This window comes from Blastococcus sp. SYSU DS0619 (genome assembly GCF_054051035.1).
The window spans coordinates 229,974-246,101 of the sequence record NZ_JBJHAM010000004.1; the positions used below are offsets into that span (position 1 = coordinate 229,974).

Sequence of the window (16,128 nt, forward strand, 5' to 3'; positions counted from 1 at the left end):
CCTCAGCGGGCCGCCCGGAAGCGGACGACGTCGCCCGGACGCAGCTGCGCCGCCGCCGCCAGGTCCGCGGTGACGACGACGGCCAGCACCGGGTAGCCGCCGGTGACCGGGTGGTCGGCGAGGAAGAGCACCGGCGCGCCGTCGGGCGGCACCTGCACCGCGCCCGGCACGAGGCCCTCGCTGGCCAGCTCGCCCTCGCGCGCCCGCGCCAGCCGGGGGCCGGCCAGCCGCAGCGCCACCCGGTCGCTGTCCGGGCTCACCCGCCACTCCTCGCCGAGCAGCGCCGCCCACGCCGCCGCGTCCAGCCAGTCCCGCCGCGGCCCGGGCAGCACGCGCAGCACCGGTCGTTCCGCCGGCGCGCCCACCGGGGCGACGTCGACGAACGGCTCCTCCCCCGCCAGCGCCCCCACCGGCAGCCGCGTCCCCGCGGTGAGGGCGGGGGGTCCGAGCCCCGACAGGGTGTCCGTGCTGCGCGATCCCAGCACCGGCGGGACGTCGACGCCGCCGCGCACCGCGAGGTAGCTGCGCAGGCCGGCGCGCGGGGCGCCCAGGGCCAGGACCGCCCCGGCGGGCAGCGTCGTGGGTGCGGCGAACGGTGCGGCACGCCCGTCGATCGAGACCGGCACCGGCGCCCCCGTCACCGCGACCAGCACCGTCCGCTCGGCGCGCAGGCGCAGCCCGCCCGCGGTCGTCTCGAGCACCGCGGCCGCCGGCCGGTTGCCGACCAGCCGGTTGGCCAGGGCCGCGGCCGGCCCGTCCGCGGCGCCGGACCGGGGCACCCCGATCGACGCCCACCCGGGCCGGCCGGCGTCCTGGACCGTGCTGAGCGGGCCCGGGTCGAGGACGGTGAGCACTCAGCCGCCCACCACGAACCGGACCGCCGTGCCCGGGGCGAGCAGCGCCGGCGGGTCCCGGTCGACGTCGAAGAGCACCGCGCCGGTGCGGCCGACCAGCTGCCAGCCTCCGGGCGAGGCGCGCGGGTAGACCCCGGCATAGGGGCCGGCCAGCGCCACCGCACCGGCCGGCACCCGGGTGCGCGGGGTCCCCCGGCGCGGGACGTGCAGCGCCGGCGGCAGCCCGGTCAGGTAGCCGAAGCCCGGGGCGAAGCCGCCGAAGGCCACGACGAACCGGACGTCGGTCAGCACGGCGACGACGTCCTCCTCGGTGCGCCCCGTGAGCCGGGCGACCTCGGGCAGGTCCGGACCGTCGAAGACCACCGGCAGCTCGACGGACGCCGTGGGCGCCCTCGCGGCCGGCCGGGCCGGGGCCAGGCGCCGCAGCGCGGCGACGTCGAGGTCGGTGGGTGGGCGGTCGAGGACCACCAGGACGGTGCGCGCCGCCGGCACCAGGTCCACCTGCCCGGCCAGGGGGGTGGTGGTCAGTGCCTCCCGCAGCTCCGGCACGTCGGCCGGGTCCGCCGCCTCCACCAGCACCGCACGGTCGCCGTAGGGCGCCGCACGGGCGACCGCTCCCCCCTCGGACACCGGACCATGATGGGACATCGGTCACCCGGCCGGATGACCAGGACCGTCGCCGCGGCACTGCGGTCGCCCGGTCCGCACCCCGGTGGAATGCTGGCCCGTCGTGACCTCGTCGACCGCTGCCGGCCCGGACCCCCTGCCGGTGGAGACGACGGGGACGGCACCGGTCGCGGACGGCGCCGCACCCGCCGTCGTGGTCGGGCTGGTCGCCGCGCCCGGCACCCCGGCCGAGCTGGCCCAGGGAGTGGCCGCCGACCTGGCCGCGGAGCTGGCGGCCCGGCACCCGGAAGTCACCTGGCAGGTCCCCGTGGTCGAGGACGGTCTGGTCCAGCCGCCGGCCGACGACGCCGAGCTGGTCGCCGCCACCCGCGAGCGGCTGCTGTCGGCCGACTGGGACCTCGCGCTCTGCTTCACCGACGTCCCGCTGGAGGTGTCCCGGCGCCCGGTGGTCGGCCACGCCAGCCCGGTGCACGGGGTCGGGGTGCTCTCGCTGCCCGCGCTCGGCGCCGTGGGGCGCCGCCGCCGCGCCGTGGAGGCGGCGGTCGGCCTGGTCCAGGCACTGGTGAGCGACGGCGCCGACGACCCCGCGGACCCCGGGGACCGCGCCGCGCTCGGCCTGCGGCTGCGGCAGCTGGCCACCGACCCCGCGGACACCACCGACGGGGTCCGGTTCACCGCCCGGGTGCTGTCGGGCAACCTGCGGCTGCTCGGCGGCATGGTGCGGGCCAACCGGCCGTGGCGGCTGGCGATCCGGCTCTCCCGCGCCCTGACCGCGGCGATCGCCGCCGGCGTGTTCGCCCTGATCACCCCGGACATCTGGCGGCTGGCCGACGCCTTCGGCGGCTGGCGGCTGGCGTTCGTCGCCGTCGGCTCGGTCGTGGCCATCGCCGGCACGCTCGTCGTGGGTGCCCAGATGTGGGAGCGACCCCGGAACCGGCGGGTGCGCAAGCAGGTCGTGCTGTTCAACATCGCCACCGTGGCCACGGTGACGATCGGCGTGCTCTCGCTGTACCTGGCGCTGTTCGTGCTCGCCCTGCTCGGCGGGCTGCTGCTCGTCGTGGAGCCGCTCTTCGCCGAGGGCCTCGGGCACCCCGCGCACCTGTCGGACTACCTGGAGCTGGCCTGGCTGACCAGCTCGCTGGCCACCGTCGGGGGTGCGCTGGGAGCGGGACTGGAGACCGACGAGACGGTGCGCGAAGCGGCCTACACCTACCGGCCCGGAGGCGCGGCCGGGTGACCGGCCGGACCGGTTCCGGCACCGCGGCACATCGAGATGTAGATCACACCTGCCGGGCGGAGAATCGGGCGTGACCATCGGAGGCCGCTTCGAGGCCGCGCTCGCGCGCGAGTCGGATCCGGCGCTGGCCGGATCGGAGCTGCTGCCGGTACGGCTCAGCCGTGCGTGCGCCGCGATCCTGCGGGTCGAGGGCGCCGGCCTGAGCCTGGCCGACGGCACCGGCCGGCGCGTTCCGCTGGGCGCCAGCAGCCCTGCGGCGTCCAGCGCCGAACGGATGCAGTTCACCGTCGGCGAGGGCCCGTGCCTGACCTCCCAGGCCTCCGGGCAGCCGGTGTTCGCCGTCGAGGAGGACCTGCGGCGACGCTGGCCCATGTTCGCCGACCTCCTGCTCGGTGGGACGCCGTTCCGGGCCGTCGTCGCCCTGCCGTTGCAGCCGGGGCCCGCGGGCGACGGCGCGCTCGACCTGTTCTTCACGCGCGCCTCGGCGGTCGCCGAGCTGGACGTGTTCGAGGCCGTCGCCGTCGGCGAGCTGGTGACCTCGTCGCTCAGCGACGCCGCGATGTGGTCGACCTGGACGCCGGCGGAGGGACCCGGCTGGTTGCACGGGTCGGCACCGCGCCGGCGGGCCGCGGTCTGGGAGGCCATGGGCAGGGTCAGCGTCGCCCTGGACGTGGACCCCGCCGAGGCGCTGGCGCGCATGCGCACCGACGCCTACACGTCCGGGCGTTCCGTGGACGACGTGGCCGCGGACCTCCTGACCGGCCGCCGCCGGATCGAGGACCTCGGCCGCGGCGACTGACGCCTCAGCCGGCGAACGGGCCGACCCGGACACCGGCGGCCTCGAGCGCGCCCCGCACCGCCCGCGCGAGCCCCACCGCGCCCGGGGTGTCCCCGTGCACGCACACCGACCGCACGTCCACCCGCACGGTGCTGCCGTCCACCGCCACGACGGTGCCGTCGAGAGCCATGCGGACGGCCCGCTCGGCCACCGCGGCGGGGTCGTGCACCAGCGCGCCCGCCGCCCCGCGCGGCACCAGCGTGCCGTCCGGGGCGTAGCCGCGGTCGGCGAACCCCTCCGCCACGGTCGGCAGCCCGGCCGCCGCCGCGCCGACGAGCAGCGCCGACCCGGGCAGGCCCAGCACCGCCAGGCCGGTGTCGTAGCCGGCGACGGCCGCCACCACCGCCCGCGCCTGGTCCGCGTGGTGCACGACCGCGTTGTAGAGGGCCCCGTGCGGCTTGACGTAGGACACCCGCCCACCCGCCGTCCGGGCGATGCCGTCGAGCGCGGACAGCTGGTAGAGGACGTCGGCGGCCAGCTCGTCGGGCGCGACGTCGACGAACCGGCGGCCGAACCCGGCCAGGTCGCGGTAGGACACCTGCGCGCCGATCGCGACCCCGCCCGCCACGGCGGCCGTGCACACCCGGCGCATCGTCACCGGGTCGCCGGCGTGGAAGCCGCAGGCGACGTTGGCGCTGCTCACGACCTCCAGCAGCGCGTCGTCGTCGCCCAGCCGCCACACGCCGAACCCCTCCCCGAGGTCGGCGTTGAGGTCGATGCGGCGGGGGTCCGGTGCGCTCACCGGGGCAGTCTCGCACCGGAATGGCGAGCGGCCCGGCGGCGCTGCACCTGCCATGGGAGCCGCCGAGCCACTCACGCTCTTCGACGTGGGGCCGCCGCCGGCACCGATGCCGCCCAACCACCTCCTCCGGGTGCGCCGCGTCTACGCCGAGCCCGCGGCGGCGGACTCCCCGCGGGGTCGTCAGGTCCTGGGCCGGTTCCCGGACGCCGAGGTGGTCGAGGTGCCGAGCCACTGGCAGATCCCCGAGCTGCACGGCAACGCCGGGAACGTCGACCGCTGGGTGCGGGTGAAGACCGAGACGCTGGTGCTCGGCGTCCGCAAGGGGCTCACCACCCGGCCCAACGGCCGCTCCGCGAACTTCATCGCGCCGGGCCTGGCCAACGGCTGCGCGATGGCCTGCGCCTACTGCTACGTGCCGCGGCGGAAGGGGTTCGCCAACCCGATCACCGTGTTCACCAACATCGAGCAGATCACCGCGCACCTGCGCCGGCACGTGGCCCGGCAGGGCTCCAAGGTCGAGCCCGACCAGTGCGACCCGGCCAGCTGGGTGTACGACATCGGCGAGAACAGCGACTGCTCCGTCGACGCGCTGGTGAGCGACAACGTCGCCGACCTGGTGACCACGTTCCGGGACCTGCCGACGGCGAAGGCGTCCTTCGCCACCAAGTACGTCAACCGCGGGTTGCTGGAGCTCGACCCGGCCGGCCGCACCCGCGTGCGCTTCTCGCTCATGCCCGACGACGACGCCCGGGTGCTCGACGTCCGCACCAGCCGGGTCGCCGACCGGATCGCCGCGGTCGACGACTTCGTGGCCGCCGGGTACGAGGTGCACCTGAACCTCTCCCCCGTCGTGCTGCGCCCGGGCTGGGAGGAGGACTGGGGCGGCCTCCTGGAGCGTCTGGACGACGAGCTCGGGGCCGCGGCGAAGGCGCAGGCCGCCGCCGAGGTGATCTTCCTGACCCACAACGAGGCGTTGCACGAGGTGAACCTCGGGTGGCACCCCACCGCCGAGCAGCTGCTGTGGCGGCCCGACCTGCAGGAGCCCAAGCGCAGCCAGAACGGGCAGGACAACGTGCGCTACCGGGCCGGGGTCAAGCGGGCGGCGGTCGCCCGGCTGCGGGAGCTGGTGGCCCGGCACGCGCCGTGGCTGGACATCCGGTACGCGTTCTGACCGGTCGCCGTGTCGCGATGTCGACATGGCCACATATCGACGGTTCGTGTCCGCGCCCTCACCCGCTGTGTGAGAGAGTGAGCGCTGTGACGGGGCTCTGACGCCCCGTCGGAGAGTTCTGGTCGAGGGGGAACGGTGCCCGAGTCGACCTCCGGGGTGCCCGCGGCGACCCTGCTGGCGGCCTTGCCCGACACGGTCGTCGTGGCCGGTGGTGACGGGCGGATCGCCTACGTGAGCCCGGCTGTGACGGTGCTGCTGGGCCACGACCCGGCGGCGCTGGTCGGCCGGCCGTTGCAGGTGCTCATGCCGGAGCGGCTGCGCAGCGGGCACAACGACGGCTTCTCCCGGTACCGCGCCACGGGCGTGGGCAAGCTCGTCGGCGCGACGACGCAGCTGCCGGCGCTGCACGCGGCCGGCCACGAGGTCGCGGTCGATCTCACCCTGTCCCGCGTGACCCCGACGGAGGGGGCCTCGCCGGACGACGCGCTGGTGGTCGCCGTCCTGCGTGACGCGAGCACGACGATCCTGCTGGAGCGGCAGTTCGCCGTCAGCCGCTACCTGGCCGCGACGCTCCGGGTCACCGCGGCGCTCACCGAGGCGCGCGACGCCGACGTCGCCTTCCGCCAGCTGCTGCCCACGCTCTGCACCGAGCTCGACTGGGACGCCGCCCTCCTGTGGCAGGCCGACCCCGAGCACGGACGGCTGGTGCACGCCGCCACGTGGGCCGCCCCCGAGGCCGATGTCCCGGCACTGGCCGCCGACGCCCCGGGCCGGGTGTTCCGCCGTGGTGAGGGGCTGCCCGGGCGTGCCTGGCTGAACCGGGAGCCGGTCGTCGCCGAGGAGCTCGGGTCCGACCCGCGGGTGGTCCGCCGTGACGTGGTCCGGGCGGACGGGTTGGGGACCGGTGTGGCGTTCCCGGTGCTGGGCGGCGACACGCTGCTCGCGGTCTGCGAGCTCTTCTCCACCGAGGCCCGGCCGGTCCCGCCCGAGCTGCTCGAGGTGCTGGGGCACGCCGGCCGGCAGATCGGCCAGTTCCTCGCCCGCCTGCGTGCCGAGTCGGTGGTCCGCGAGCTGGCCGACACGCTCCAGCGCAGCCTGCTGCCCTCCCACCTGCCCGCCATCCCCGGGATGGAGCTGGCGGCCACCTACCGGGCCGGCGGCGAGGCCGCGCTCGTCGGCGGCGACACCTACGACGTCATGCCGCTGCCCGACGGGCGGTGGATGGTGCTCATCGCGGACGTCTGCGGGACCGGGGCGGAGGCGGCGGCCGTCACGGCGGTCACCCGGCACACCGCGCGGGCGGCGGCGTCGTCGGGCAGCGCCGGCGAGATCCTGGCCGCGGTCAACACCGCCCTGCTGCACGAGCAGGGCAGCGCACCGCTGCGCTTCGTCACCGCCTGCTGCCTGCTGCTCGAGCCGGTGGCCGAGGGCCACCGGGCGACGCTGGGCGTGGCCGGCCACCCGCTGCCGCTGCTGCGCTGCCCCGACGGCGGGGCGCACGCGGTGGGCACGGCCGCCCGCCCGCTGGGCATCGATCCCGACGTGGCGTTCCCGGAGGTGGAGTTCCTCCTCCCGCCCGGCGCGACGCTGGTCCTCTACACCGACGGGGTCACCGAGGCCCGCGACGACAGCGGCGCCCAGTTCGGCGAGGACGCGCTGCTGCGGGTGGTGGCCGGAGTGCCCACCGGCGACGCGCAGGAGACCGTCGCGGCGGTGTCCGCCGCGGTGGAGGAGCAGCTGGCCGGCTCCCGGCACGAGCACGACGACCTCGCCCTCCTGGCGCTGTCCGTCCCCCGCTGAAGGGGCCGCACCTCCCGGGACCGGCCGGCCCCGCCTCCGGCCTGGCTACGGTGGTCGGGTGGCGCGGGTCGTGGTGGTGGGTGCCGGCCTCGGCGGGCTCGCCGCCGCCGCCCGGCTGGCCGCCCTGGGGCACGCGGTCACGGTCCTGGAGCAGGCGCCGGGGGTCGGCGGGAAGCTCGGCTGGTTCGCCCGCGACGGGCACTCCTTCGACACCGGCCCGAGCCTGGTCACCCTGCCGCAGGTGTACCGCGACCTGTTCGCCGCCACCGGCGGCCGGCTCGAGGACGCCGTGGACCTCGTCCGGCTCGACCCCGCCGTCGCCTACCGCTTCGCCGACGGCACCCGGCTGACCGTGCCCGGGCAGCCGGCCGCCGTGCCCGCCGCCCTCGACGAGGCGCTGGGCGCGGGCGCCGGCAGGGAGTGGAGCGCGCTGCTGGACCGGGCCGCGACCATGTGGCGGATCAGCGAGGGCCCGTTCCTCCGCACCCCCCTGGTGGGCGCCACCACGCTGGCCCGGCTGGCCCGGCGCCCGGCCGACGTCGCGGCGATCGCGCCGTGGCAGTCGCTGCGCGGCCTCGGCCGCCGGCAGCTGAGCCACCCCCACCTGCGGACGCTGCTCGACCGCTACGCCACCTACTCCGGCTCCGATCCGCGCCGGGCGCCGGCGGTGCTGGCCACCGTCCCGTACGCCGAGCAGGCCTTCGGCTCCTGGTACGTGCGGGGCGGGCTGCACCGGCTCGGCCTCGCGGTGCTCGACCGGGCCGTCGCGCACGGCGCGGTGCTGCGCACCGGCTGCGCGGTGCACCGGGTCCTGGTGGAGGGCGGCCGGGCGGCGGGCGTGCAGCTGGCCGACGGCGAGCGGCTGCCCGCGGACGTCGTCGTCTCCGGTGTCGACGCCGCCGCCCTGCACACCGACCTGCTCCCCGCCGACCCCCGCACCCGCGGCGTCCGACGGGACCTGGCCCGCGCCACCCCGTCGCTGTCGGGGTTCGTGCTGCTGCTGGCGCTGCGCGGCCGGACCCCGCCGCCGGCGCACCACACCGTGCTCTTCCCCGACGACTACGACGCGGAGTTCGACGCGGTCTTCGGCACCGGCCGGTACGCCGGCCGGCCGTGCCCGGTGCCCGACCCCACCGTGTACGTCAGCGCGCCCGATGACCCGGCGCTGGTGCCCGACGCCGACAGCTCGTCGTGGTTCGTGCTGGTCAACGCGCCCCGGCACGACCCCGCGCACGGGGTGGACTGGGACGCCCCCGGGCTGGCGGAGGACTACGCCGACGGGGTGCTGGAGGTGATGGCCCGGCGCGGGCTCGACGTCCGCGACCGCCTCCGCTGGCGGGTGGCCCGGACGCCGGCCGACCTGGCACGCGACACGGGCAGCGTCGGCGGATCGATCTACGGCACCTCGAGCAACGGGTCACGGGCGGCGTTCTTGCGCCCGGCGAACGCCTCCCGCATCCCCGGGCTGTTCCTCACCGGCGGCTCGTCGCACCCCGGCGGCGGCCTGCCCCTGGTCGGGCTCTCGGCCGAGATCGTCGCCGGCCTCGTCGGCCCCGCCTGACACCGCGCCGGCGGCACCTCAGCCGCGGGCGGCCCCGTAGCCGAGCAGCGCGGCGAGGCCCAGTGCGCTGCGCGGCTGGTAGGCCGCGCGCCAGAGTCCCCCGTGCGCCGCCTCGTACGCCTCGTCCTGCCACGGGTGCTCATGCGCCGGGCCCCCGCCGGTGTGCAGGTCGTGCACGAGTAGCGCGGCCATGAGCACGTTGGCCGTGGCCGGCTCGAAGATCTCCACGCCGAACCGGTGCGCACCGGCGTAGGCCGCGGCCAGCGCCCGGTTCTTCACCACCGACCGGGTCCGCGTCGGCGGGGCGACGTTCATCGACACCGTGCTGCCCGCGGCGCGCGCGACCGTCGCCCGCCACCGCTGCAGGCGCTTGGCCAGGGCGTAGTTCGGCCCCTGCTGGGCGACCAGGCTGTCGGCGATGCCCGGGTCGGTGCCGGGCACGTAGGCGCGCTGCAGCAGCCGCCCGCCCGACACCGTGCGCAGCGGCCGGCCGAGCAGCTTGGCCGTGCGGGTCCGCCCCGCGTACGCCTGCACCGACTGCGCCACGGCGTCGGCGGGCACGGCGAAGACGTCGGTGGGCGTGGCCAGGAACGCCAGCGCGAGATCGGCGCGGTCGGCGGCCACCCGCACGGTGAGCGCGTCGACGGCCGCGGACACCCGCACGTTCGTGGCGCCGTCGGCGTAGACGTAGTTGCCCAGCACCGGGTTCCCGGGCAGCGCGGCGATCCAGTCGGCGACCGCGGGCACCTCGGCGATCAGGTCGGCGCCGGCCCGCGCCGGGTCGGCGTCCGGTGCCGCGTCCGCCGTCGGCACCAGCAGCGTCCCGGCCCCGGCGCGGGCGGTGCCGAGCACCCGCTCCCACAGCGGCGCGCGGGGCAGGTCCACCCCGGCCACCTGCGCGCCCCAGCGCAGCAGCGCGGTCAACGGGCCCATCTCCGCGCCGGCGCCCAGCACGACGACGGTGCGGTCGGGCAGCGACAGCCACTCCGGGTGCGCCGCGACCGTGCGCACCGCCTCCGCGCACGACGGCTCGACCACCCCGGCGTCCACCCAGCCGTCCAGCCGGCGCAGCAGGGCGTCACCCCGCAGGCGCCCGCCGCGGAAGGGCAGCGAGAGCTCCCGCTCCGGCTCGGCGGTCCCGGTCACCGACGCGGTCCCGAACGACCGGCCGGCGGGCGCGGTGGCCAGCCCGCCCAGCCCGCTCTCGCCGTCGGGTCCGGCCACCTGCATGCGCCGGTGCAGCGCCACCAGGCCGGCGTCGGCGATGGTCCGGGCGGCGTCGGGCGAGGTCAGCCCGGCCTCGACCAGCCGGCGGAAGTGGGTCAGGTAGCCCGCCCGCCAGTTCGTCTCCCGCTCGGCGGCCATCGCCCCGGCGGCGTCGACCGGCCGCAGCGCGTCGGCGACGACGGCGCGGCCGAGCGCCGCGGTGCTCCGCCGTCCGTCGGGCCCGGCCGGGAACACGACCCCCTGGTCCTCGCTCATCGCTCGTCCACCACGCGACCAGCTTCTCCCGGGCCGCCCGCGCTCGGCCAGCGGGGTCGCCGGGGGCGCGCCGCCACGAGGTCCCGGCGCAACTGGGTTGAGCACGTCCGGTCCTGGCTATCCATGCGCCATGCCTCCTGCAGCCACCGACTTCTACGCGGCAGCGCTGCAGTCCGCGGGGACCGCAGGCGGCCCGGCGCCCGAGCCGTGGTCGGTGCGGGACGCCGACGGCCGCACCTTCTCGCTCGCCGGTGCACTCGACCGGTGGACCGGCGACGCCGACGCCGTCGACGGGGGCTTCCTCGCCCGCGCCCGCGGCACCGTCCTCGACGTCGGGTGCGGCCCGGGGCGGCTGGCCGCGGAGCTGGCCCGCCGCGGGGTGCACGCGGTGGGTCTCGACATCTCCCCCACGGCGCTGCGGCTGGCCCGCCGGTCGGGCGCCACGGTGATCCGGCGCTCGGTCTTCGAGCCGGTCGTCGCCGAGGGCCTGTGGGGCACCACGCTGCTGGCCGACGGGAACATCGGGATCGGCGGGGACCCGACGGCGCTGCTCCGGCGCTGCCGGGCACTGGTCACCCCCGGCGGCCTGGTGCTCGTGGAGACCGAGCGGCCCGGCGTCGGGCAGCGCACCACCCGCCTGCGGCTCGAACGGGCCGGGGAGGTCAGCGCGTGGTTCGACTGGGCCCACGTCGGCTGCGACGCGATCGAGGAGCTGGCTGCCGCCGCCGGGCTGCGCCTGACCGAGTCCTGGGCGGAGCGCGGTCGCTGGTTCGCGGTCCTGCAGCGCCCTCCGTCGCCCGCGGTCTGACGGGGCCGGCTCAGTCCCGGCGGGAAACCGGGGCGCCGGCCTCCAGCCAGCGCAGCAGCGTGCGGGTGCCGAACCCGCTGCCGCCCCGCGTCAGCTCCCCGTCGTCGGACGCGGCCCGCGCGGGGCCCGCGATGTCGAGGTGGGCCCACGGCAGGTCGCCGGCGAACGGCCGCAGGAAGAGCGCCGCCATGGTCCCGCCCGGCCCGGCCGGCGCATCGGTCGTGTCGGCCACGGCGCTGTCCAGCAGCGCGCCGTACTCGTCGTCCAGCGGCATCCGCCAGGCCGGCTCACCGGCCTGCGCCCCCGCCTCGCCGAGGGCGGCCGCCAGCCCGTCGGTGGTGGCGTACAGCGCCGCGGTGCGCGCGCCGAGCGCCACCTTCGCCGCCGTGGTCAGCACGGCGACGTCGACCAGCGCGGTGGCGCCGAGGTGCAGCCGGGCGTGGGCCAGCGCGTCGGCGAGCACCAGGCGTCCGTCGGCGGCGGTGGTGCGCACCTCGGTCGTGCGCCCGTCCACGTGCCGAACCACGTCCGACGGGCGGTAGGACGAGCCCGACACCGCGTTCTCCGCCACCGGCACGACGGCGGTCACGGCGACCGGTAGCTCCAGCCGGGCGGCGGCGTCCAGGGCGGCGAGGACGGCCGCGCCGCCGGCCATGTCGGTCGTCGTGTGCCGCACGGCGGCGGAGCGGGTGATCGAGAGCCCGCCGGTGTCGAAGGTGGTCCCCGAGCCGACGAGCACGGGGTGCCCCGGCCCCGCGGCCGGGTGCCGGTAGGCCGCGACGACGACTCCCGGGGGGCGCGCCGAGCCGCCACCGACGGCGAGGACGCCGCCGAAGCCGCCCTCCGCCAGCTCCCGGGGACCCAGCACGCCGACCGAGACGTGCGGCAGCCCGGCGAGCCGGTCGACGGCCCGGTCGGCCAGCCACGCCGGGGTCTTGGTGCTGGGCGGGGTGTTGACCAGGTCCCGGGCCCAGGCGACGGCGCCGGCGGCCACCTGCCCGGCGCGCACGGCGGCGCCGACCGCGGGGTCGTCGGCGTCGGCGAGGACGACGGCGACGGTCCCCAGCCGGGGCGGGTGCGCCCGCGACGAGTCCCGGAACCGGTAGCCGGCGAGCAGGGCCGCCTCCACCGCGGCCCGGGCCTCCGCCGCTCCGGCGGGGGCGGCGGCCCCGTCCAGGGGAAGGACCAGCCGGCGGGCGCCGTGCCTGGCCAGCGTCTGCCCCCGGCGGACCGCGGTCGCCGCGTAGCGGCGCACCTCGGGGAGCGACCCGTTCCCGATGCCGGCGGCGACCACGCTGCGGGGCCGACGGCCGGCGATCGGCACGTTCGTGAACGCGCGCGGCCGGCCGGTGTTGCCCGTGTCGGCCAGCGCACCGGTCAGCAGCCCGGGGTCGACCACGGGCGATCCGGCGGCGGTCAGCCACGGCGGCAGGACGGCACCCGTGGCGACCGGCACCGCCAGCACGTCGTCGGGCCCCAGCTCCGGGACCCCCGCCAGCACCTCGACCCGCGGGAACGGCGCGGCCCCGGTCGCCGGCGATGTGCCGACGGCCGGGGCCGTGTCGTCCTGCGCGGGGCTGCCGGGGGGCAGGCTCGCGGGAGGTGTCAGCTGGTCGCGCCCTTCAGTGCCTCCGACAGCGCGGCCGCCTCGTCCGGCGACAGCTCCACCACCAGGCGACCGCCGCCTTCCAGCGGTACGCGCATGACCAGGCCGCGCCCTTCCTTGGTGACCTCGAGGGGACCTTCACCCGTGCGCGGCTTCATGGCCGCCATGCGTGCCTCCTTCGCCAGCCACGCGCCTGCCCGGAGGCAGCCGCGTGGTGTCCGATGCTGTGAGCTTCCGCAATGATCCCGTATGAGCGGCCGTCGTCCAACATCAGGCCCGTGCGGGTGATGCGCGGAAGCAGTCCGCGACGTGGTCGTCGACCATCCCGGTGGCCTGCATGAGCGCGTACGCCGTGGTCGGGCCGACGAAGACGAAGCCCCGCCGCTTGAGCTCCCGCGCCATCGCGACCGACTCCGGGCTGGTCGCCGGCACGTCGGCCAGGGTGGCCGGACGGGGCCGCGGGCCGCCCGGGGCGAAGGACCAGAGCAGGGCGGAGAGCCCCTCGGGCAGCTGCTGCGCCGCCCGGGCGTTGGAGACGGCGGCGGCGATCTTGGCGCGGTTGCGGACGATCGCCGCGTCGGCCATGAGCCGTTCCTGGTCCGCGGCGGTGAAGGCGGCGACCGCGTCGATCGAGAAGCCCGCGAACGCCGTCCGGAAGGCGGGGCGCTTGCGGAGGATCGTGATCCAGGAGAGCCCGGACTGGAAGGCCTCGAGGGTGAGCCGCTCGAAGATCGCGTCGTCCCCGCGCAGCGGCGTCCCCCACTCCTCGTCGTGGTAGGTGACGTACTCGGGGGCGCTCGTGGCCCAGGCGCAGCGCTGCACGCACCGGACGCTAGCGCCGGCCACCGACGCCCTGGTCCGACCGGCGCGGCCGGCCGTGCGCCAGTAGCGTCGCCGCTCGTGCGCGTCCTCGTCACCGGCGGTGCCGGCTTCATCGGTTCGGCCGTCGCCGCTGCCCTGCACGACGCCGGTCACGAGGTGCGGGTGCTCGATGCCCTGCTGCCGGCCGTCCACCCCGACTACCCCGACGGACCGCCGCTGCCGCCGGGGGCGGAGCTGCAGGTCGGCGACGTGCGCGACGCCGCGGCCGTGGACCGTGCGCTCGACGGCGTGGACGCGGTGTGCCACCAGGCGGCGATGGTCGGCCTCGGGGTCGACGTCCAGGACATGCCCCTCTACGCCGGCATCAACGACCTGGGCACCGCGGTGCTGCTGGCCGCCATGGCCCGGGCCGGGATCGGCCGCCTCGTGCTGGCCAGCTCCATGGTCGTGTACGGGGAGGGGCGCTACTCCTGCCCCGAGCACGGACCGGTGCCGGCGGCGCCCCGACGGCGCGCCGACCTCGACGCCGGCCGGTTCGAGCCTCCCTGCCCCCGCTGCGGCCGGCAGCTGGCCTGGGACCTCGTGACCGAGGACGACGCCCCGGACCCGCGGAACACCTACGCCGCCACCAAGCTCGCCCAGGAACACCTCTCCGCCGCGTGGGCCGGCGCCACCGGCGGGAGCGTCGTCGCGCTCCGCTACCACAACGTGTACGGGCCCCGGATGCCGCGGGACACGCCCTACGCCGGCGTCGCGTCGATCTTCCGCAGCGCCCTGGAGTCCGGCCGCGCCCCCGCCGTCTTCGAGGACGGCGGCCAGCAGCGCGACTTCGTGCACGTCTCCGACGTGGCCACGGCCAACCTCCGGGCGCTCGAGCACCCGGCCGCCGAGTCGACCCTGCGGGCCTGCAACGTGGCGTCGGGACGGCCGCACACGGTGGGCGACATGGCCCGGGCCCTCGCCGACGCCATGGCCGGCCCGGCACCGGTGGTGACCGGCGAGTACCGGCTCGGCGACGTGCGGCACGTGGTGGCCAGCCCCGCCCGGGCGGAGGCCGAACTGGGGTTCCGCGCCGAGGTCGACTTCCTCGACGGCATGCGCGAGTTCGCCACCGCCCCGCTGCGCCCGGCCCCGCGCGGCTGACGCACGCGGCTCACCACTCGGTGCGGACCGCCACCTCCACCACCAGGGCGCTGACCGCGCTCAGCGCCAGCCAGACCCGCGTCTGCCGCGGCGGCAGGAAGGCGGCGGCGACCGGCAGCCACACCGTGAACGGCAGCCAGATCCGTTCGGTCTCCCCGCGGACGAGGCCGGTGAGGTCGCTGACCAGCAGCCCGGCCAGCACGGCACCCAGGAGCAGGGCGAGCCGGCTGCGGCGCAGGCAGGCCAGCCCGGCGACCGCCGCGGGCCCGGCCGCGACGGTCGCCGCGGCCAGGTTCGCCACGAGGAAGAAGGCCAGCGGCCGGTCGGCGTAGGACGGCCCGGAGCGCACCCGCTCCGCGGTGAGGGACAGCCCCTCGAACCAGTCGTAGCCGCCGAGCGCGAACAGCGCGAAGACGACGAGGACCCCGGCGGCCGCCACCGCCAGGACGCGGACCATCCCGCCCCAGCCGAGGCGCGCCCGGTGCACCACGACGACGGCGAGGGCCAGCAGCCCCAGCGACGCCAGCCCGAAGGAGAGGTGCAGGGCCAGCCCGAGCAGCAGCCCGCCGCCCAGGGCGGAGCCGGCGGCACCCCGGCCCGGCGCCCGCGCGGCGGCGGTGGCCAGCAGGGCGACGCCCCAGGCCATCACCCCGGCGAACAGCGCGTCAGCGCTCGTCGCCACCCACAGCGCCGTCGGCGCCAGCACCAGAAAGGGCGCCACCGCCCGGGCCGTGCCCTCCCCCGCCACGGCCCGGACCGTGAGCAGCACGGCGGGGACCGCGAGCGCGCCGGCCGCGATGCACATCGCCGCCGCCCACCCCAGACCGCCGAGGCCGGCCCGGTCCAGGAGGACGAAGGCGAGCAGCGCCCCCGGCGGGTGCCCGGACACGTGCGTCGTCCACGGGTCGGCGGAGTCGGCGAGGACGGAGGCGTTGAAGGTGCGCAGCAGCTCGCCGATCCCGCCCACCCGGCCGACGTCGTAGGGGTACTCGTACCGGCTGGCCAGCGGCTCGGTCAGCCGCCCCCACCCGCTGGCCAGGGCGAGGGAGATCGCCCAGCCGGCCGTCGCCGCGGCCGAGCCGGCCAGCAGCACCGGCCACCGGGCCCGGCGGGCGGCGGCCGGCCCCCACAGCACGAGTGCGAGCCCGACCGCGACGGGCAGGAGCACCCGCGGGGAGAGCAGCGGGTCCCACGCACCGCGCAGCACGAGACCACCGATCAGGTGCAGGTCCACGCCGCCCCGGGTCAGCTGCCAGCCGACCAGCGCCGTCCCGCCGACGAGCAGGACCGCGACCAGCAGGCCGGCCGCCGGGCGCCACGGGCGATCCCGCGGGGGGCGCTCCGCTCCCCGGGGGAGCTCGGGAGGGGCCGCGGTCACCAGCCGGACCCTAGGACCCCGGCCGCGGAACCGCCCACCAGCAGCGGCGGCGTCGGCGG

Annotated in this window: 15 protein-coding genes; 7 read left to right on the forward strand and 8 right to left on the reverse strand. The window is 77.6% G+C overall.

Features of this window, described 5'->3' with window-relative positions:
* Window positions 1-2: 2 nt before the first annotated feature.
* Window positions 3-854, reverse strand: a complete 852-nt coding sequence (locus ACI79T_RS08120; protein WP_456609537.1) for a 5-oxoprolinase subunit C family protein — start codon at window positions 852-854, stop codon at window positions 3-5.
* Window positions 855-1,484: a 5-oxoprolinase subunit B family protein gene (locus ACI79T_RS08125; RefSeq protein ID WP_456609538.1), complete on the reverse strand. Its 630-nt coding sequence runs from the start codon at window positions 1,482-1,484 to the stop codon at window positions 855-857. It abuts the gene before it with no gap.
* 100 nt (window positions 1,485-1,584) lie between these two features.
* Between ACI79T_RS08125 and ACI79T_RS08130 the strand changes: the two genes are divergently transcribed.
* Window positions 1,585-2,718, forward strand: coding sequence for a hypothetical protein (locus tag ACI79T_RS08130; protein WP_456609539.1), 1,134 nt, complete (start codon window positions 1,585-1,587; stop codon window positions 2,716-2,718).
* Between the two features lie 70 nt (window positions 2,719-2,788).
* Window positions 2,789-3,517 (forward strand): ANTAR domain-containing protein, encoded by a 729-nt coding sequence (locus tag ACI79T_RS08135; protein ID WP_456609540.1) that lies wholly within the window; start codon window positions 2,789-2,791, stop codon window positions 3,515-3,517.
* Window positions 3,518-3,521: 4 nt separating this feature from the next.
* Here ACI79T_RS08135 and ACI79T_RS08140 read toward each other — a convergent pair whose 3' ends face one another.
* A complete protein-coding gene (locus tag ACI79T_RS08140; protein ID WP_456609541.1) occupies window positions 3,522-4,298 on the reverse strand; it encodes a LamB/YcsF family protein in 777 nt (258 codons plus the stop codon).
* An 85-nt stretch (window positions 4,299-4,383) separates the two neighbouring features.
* Between ACI79T_RS08140 and ACI79T_RS08145 the strand changes: the two genes are divergently transcribed.
* From ACI79T_RS08145 to ACI79T_RS08155, 3 genes are all read left to right on the forward strand, one after another.
* Window positions 4,384-5,469, forward strand: a complete 1,086-nt coding sequence (locus ACI79T_RS08145; protein ID WP_456609542.1) for a spore photoproduct lyase family protein — start codon at window positions 4,384-4,386, stop codon at window positions 5,467-5,469.
* Window positions 5,470-5,604: 135 nt separating this feature from the next.
* Complete coding sequence (locus tag ACI79T_RS08150) at window positions 5,605-7,269, forward strand: SpoIIE family protein phosphatase (protein ID WP_456609543.1); 1,665 nt, start codon at window positions 5,605-5,607, stop codon at window positions 7,267-7,269.
* Between the two features lie 58 nt (window positions 7,270-7,327).
* On the forward strand, window positions 7,328-8,830 hold the full coding sequence (locus ACI79T_RS08155; RefSeq protein WP_456609544.1) for a phytoene desaturase family protein: 1,503 nt from the start codon (window positions 7,328-7,330) through the stop codon (window positions 8,828-8,830).
* An 18-nt stretch (window positions 8,831-8,848) separates the two neighbouring features.
* On the opposite strand, the gene ACI79T_RS08160 is transcribed toward ACI79T_RS08155, so the two are convergent.
* Complete coding sequence (locus ACI79T_RS08160; RefSeq protein ID WP_456609545.1) at window positions 8,849-10,312, reverse strand: hypothetical protein; 1,464 nt, start codon at window positions 10,310-10,312, stop codon at window positions 8,849-8,851.
* A gap of 130 nt (window positions 10,313-10,442) precedes the next feature.
* Between ACI79T_RS08160 and ACI79T_RS08165 the strand changes: the two genes are divergently transcribed.
* Window positions 10,443-11,120: a class I SAM-dependent methyltransferase gene (locus ACI79T_RS08165; protein WP_456609546.1), complete on the forward strand. Its 678-nt coding sequence runs from the start codon at window positions 10,443-10,445 to the stop codon at window positions 11,118-11,120.
* A 10-nt stretch (window positions 11,121-11,130) separates the two neighbouring features.
* On the opposite strand, the gene ACI79T_RS08170 is transcribed toward ACI79T_RS08165, so the two are convergent.
* The 3 genes from ACI79T_RS08170 to ACI79T_RS08180 form a co-directional block, all read right to left on the reverse strand.
* Window positions 11,131-12,621, reverse strand: coding sequence for a leucyl aminopeptidase family protein (locus tag ACI79T_RS08170; RefSeq protein ID WP_456609547.1), 1,491 nt, complete (start codon window positions 12,619-12,621; stop codon window positions 11,131-11,133).
* 104 nt (window positions 12,622-12,725) lie between these two features.
* Window positions 12,726-12,893 (reverse strand): DUF3117 domain-containing protein, encoded by a 168-nt coding sequence (locus ACI79T_RS08175; RefSeq protein WP_012947303.1) that lies wholly within the window; start codon window positions 12,891-12,893, stop codon window positions 12,726-12,728.
* Window positions 12,894-12,996: 103 nt separating this feature from the next.
* Entirely contained in the window at window positions 12,997-13,548 is a 552-nt protein-coding gene (locus ACI79T_RS08180) for a DNA-3-methyladenine glycosylase I (RefSeq protein WP_456609548.1), read from the reverse strand.
* Between the two features lie 78 nt (window positions 13,549-13,626).
* On the opposite strand from ACI79T_RS08180, the gene ACI79T_RS08185 reads away from it, so the two are divergent.
* Window positions 13,627-14,691, forward strand: coding sequence for an NAD-dependent epimerase/dehydratase family protein (locus tag ACI79T_RS08185; protein WP_456609549.1), 1,065 nt, complete (start codon window positions 13,627-13,629; stop codon window positions 14,689-14,691).
* 10 nt (window positions 14,692-14,701) lie between these two features.
* On the opposite strand, the gene ACI79T_RS08190 is transcribed toward ACI79T_RS08185, so the two are convergent.
* Window positions 14,702-16,069 (reverse strand): hypothetical protein, encoded by a 1,368-nt coding sequence (locus tag ACI79T_RS08190; RefSeq protein WP_456609550.1) that lies wholly within the window; start codon window positions 16,067-16,069, stop codon window positions 14,702-14,704.
* Window positions 16,070-16,128 lie beyond the last annotated feature (59 nt).

Coding starts and splice junctions, on each gene's coding strand:
- ACI79T_RS08175 (WP_012947303.1), bottom strand. CDS start 12,893: ATGGCGGCCATGAAGCCGCGCACGGGTGAAGGTCCCCTCGAGGTCACC.
- ACI79T_RS08160 (WP_456609545.1), bottom strand. CDS start 10,312: ATGAGCGAGGACCAGGGGGTCGTGTTCCCGGCCGGGCCCGACGGACGG.
- ACI79T_RS08165 (WP_456609546.1), top strand. CDS start 10,443: ATGCCTCCTGCAGCCACCGACTTCTACGCGGCAGCGCTGCAGTCCGCG.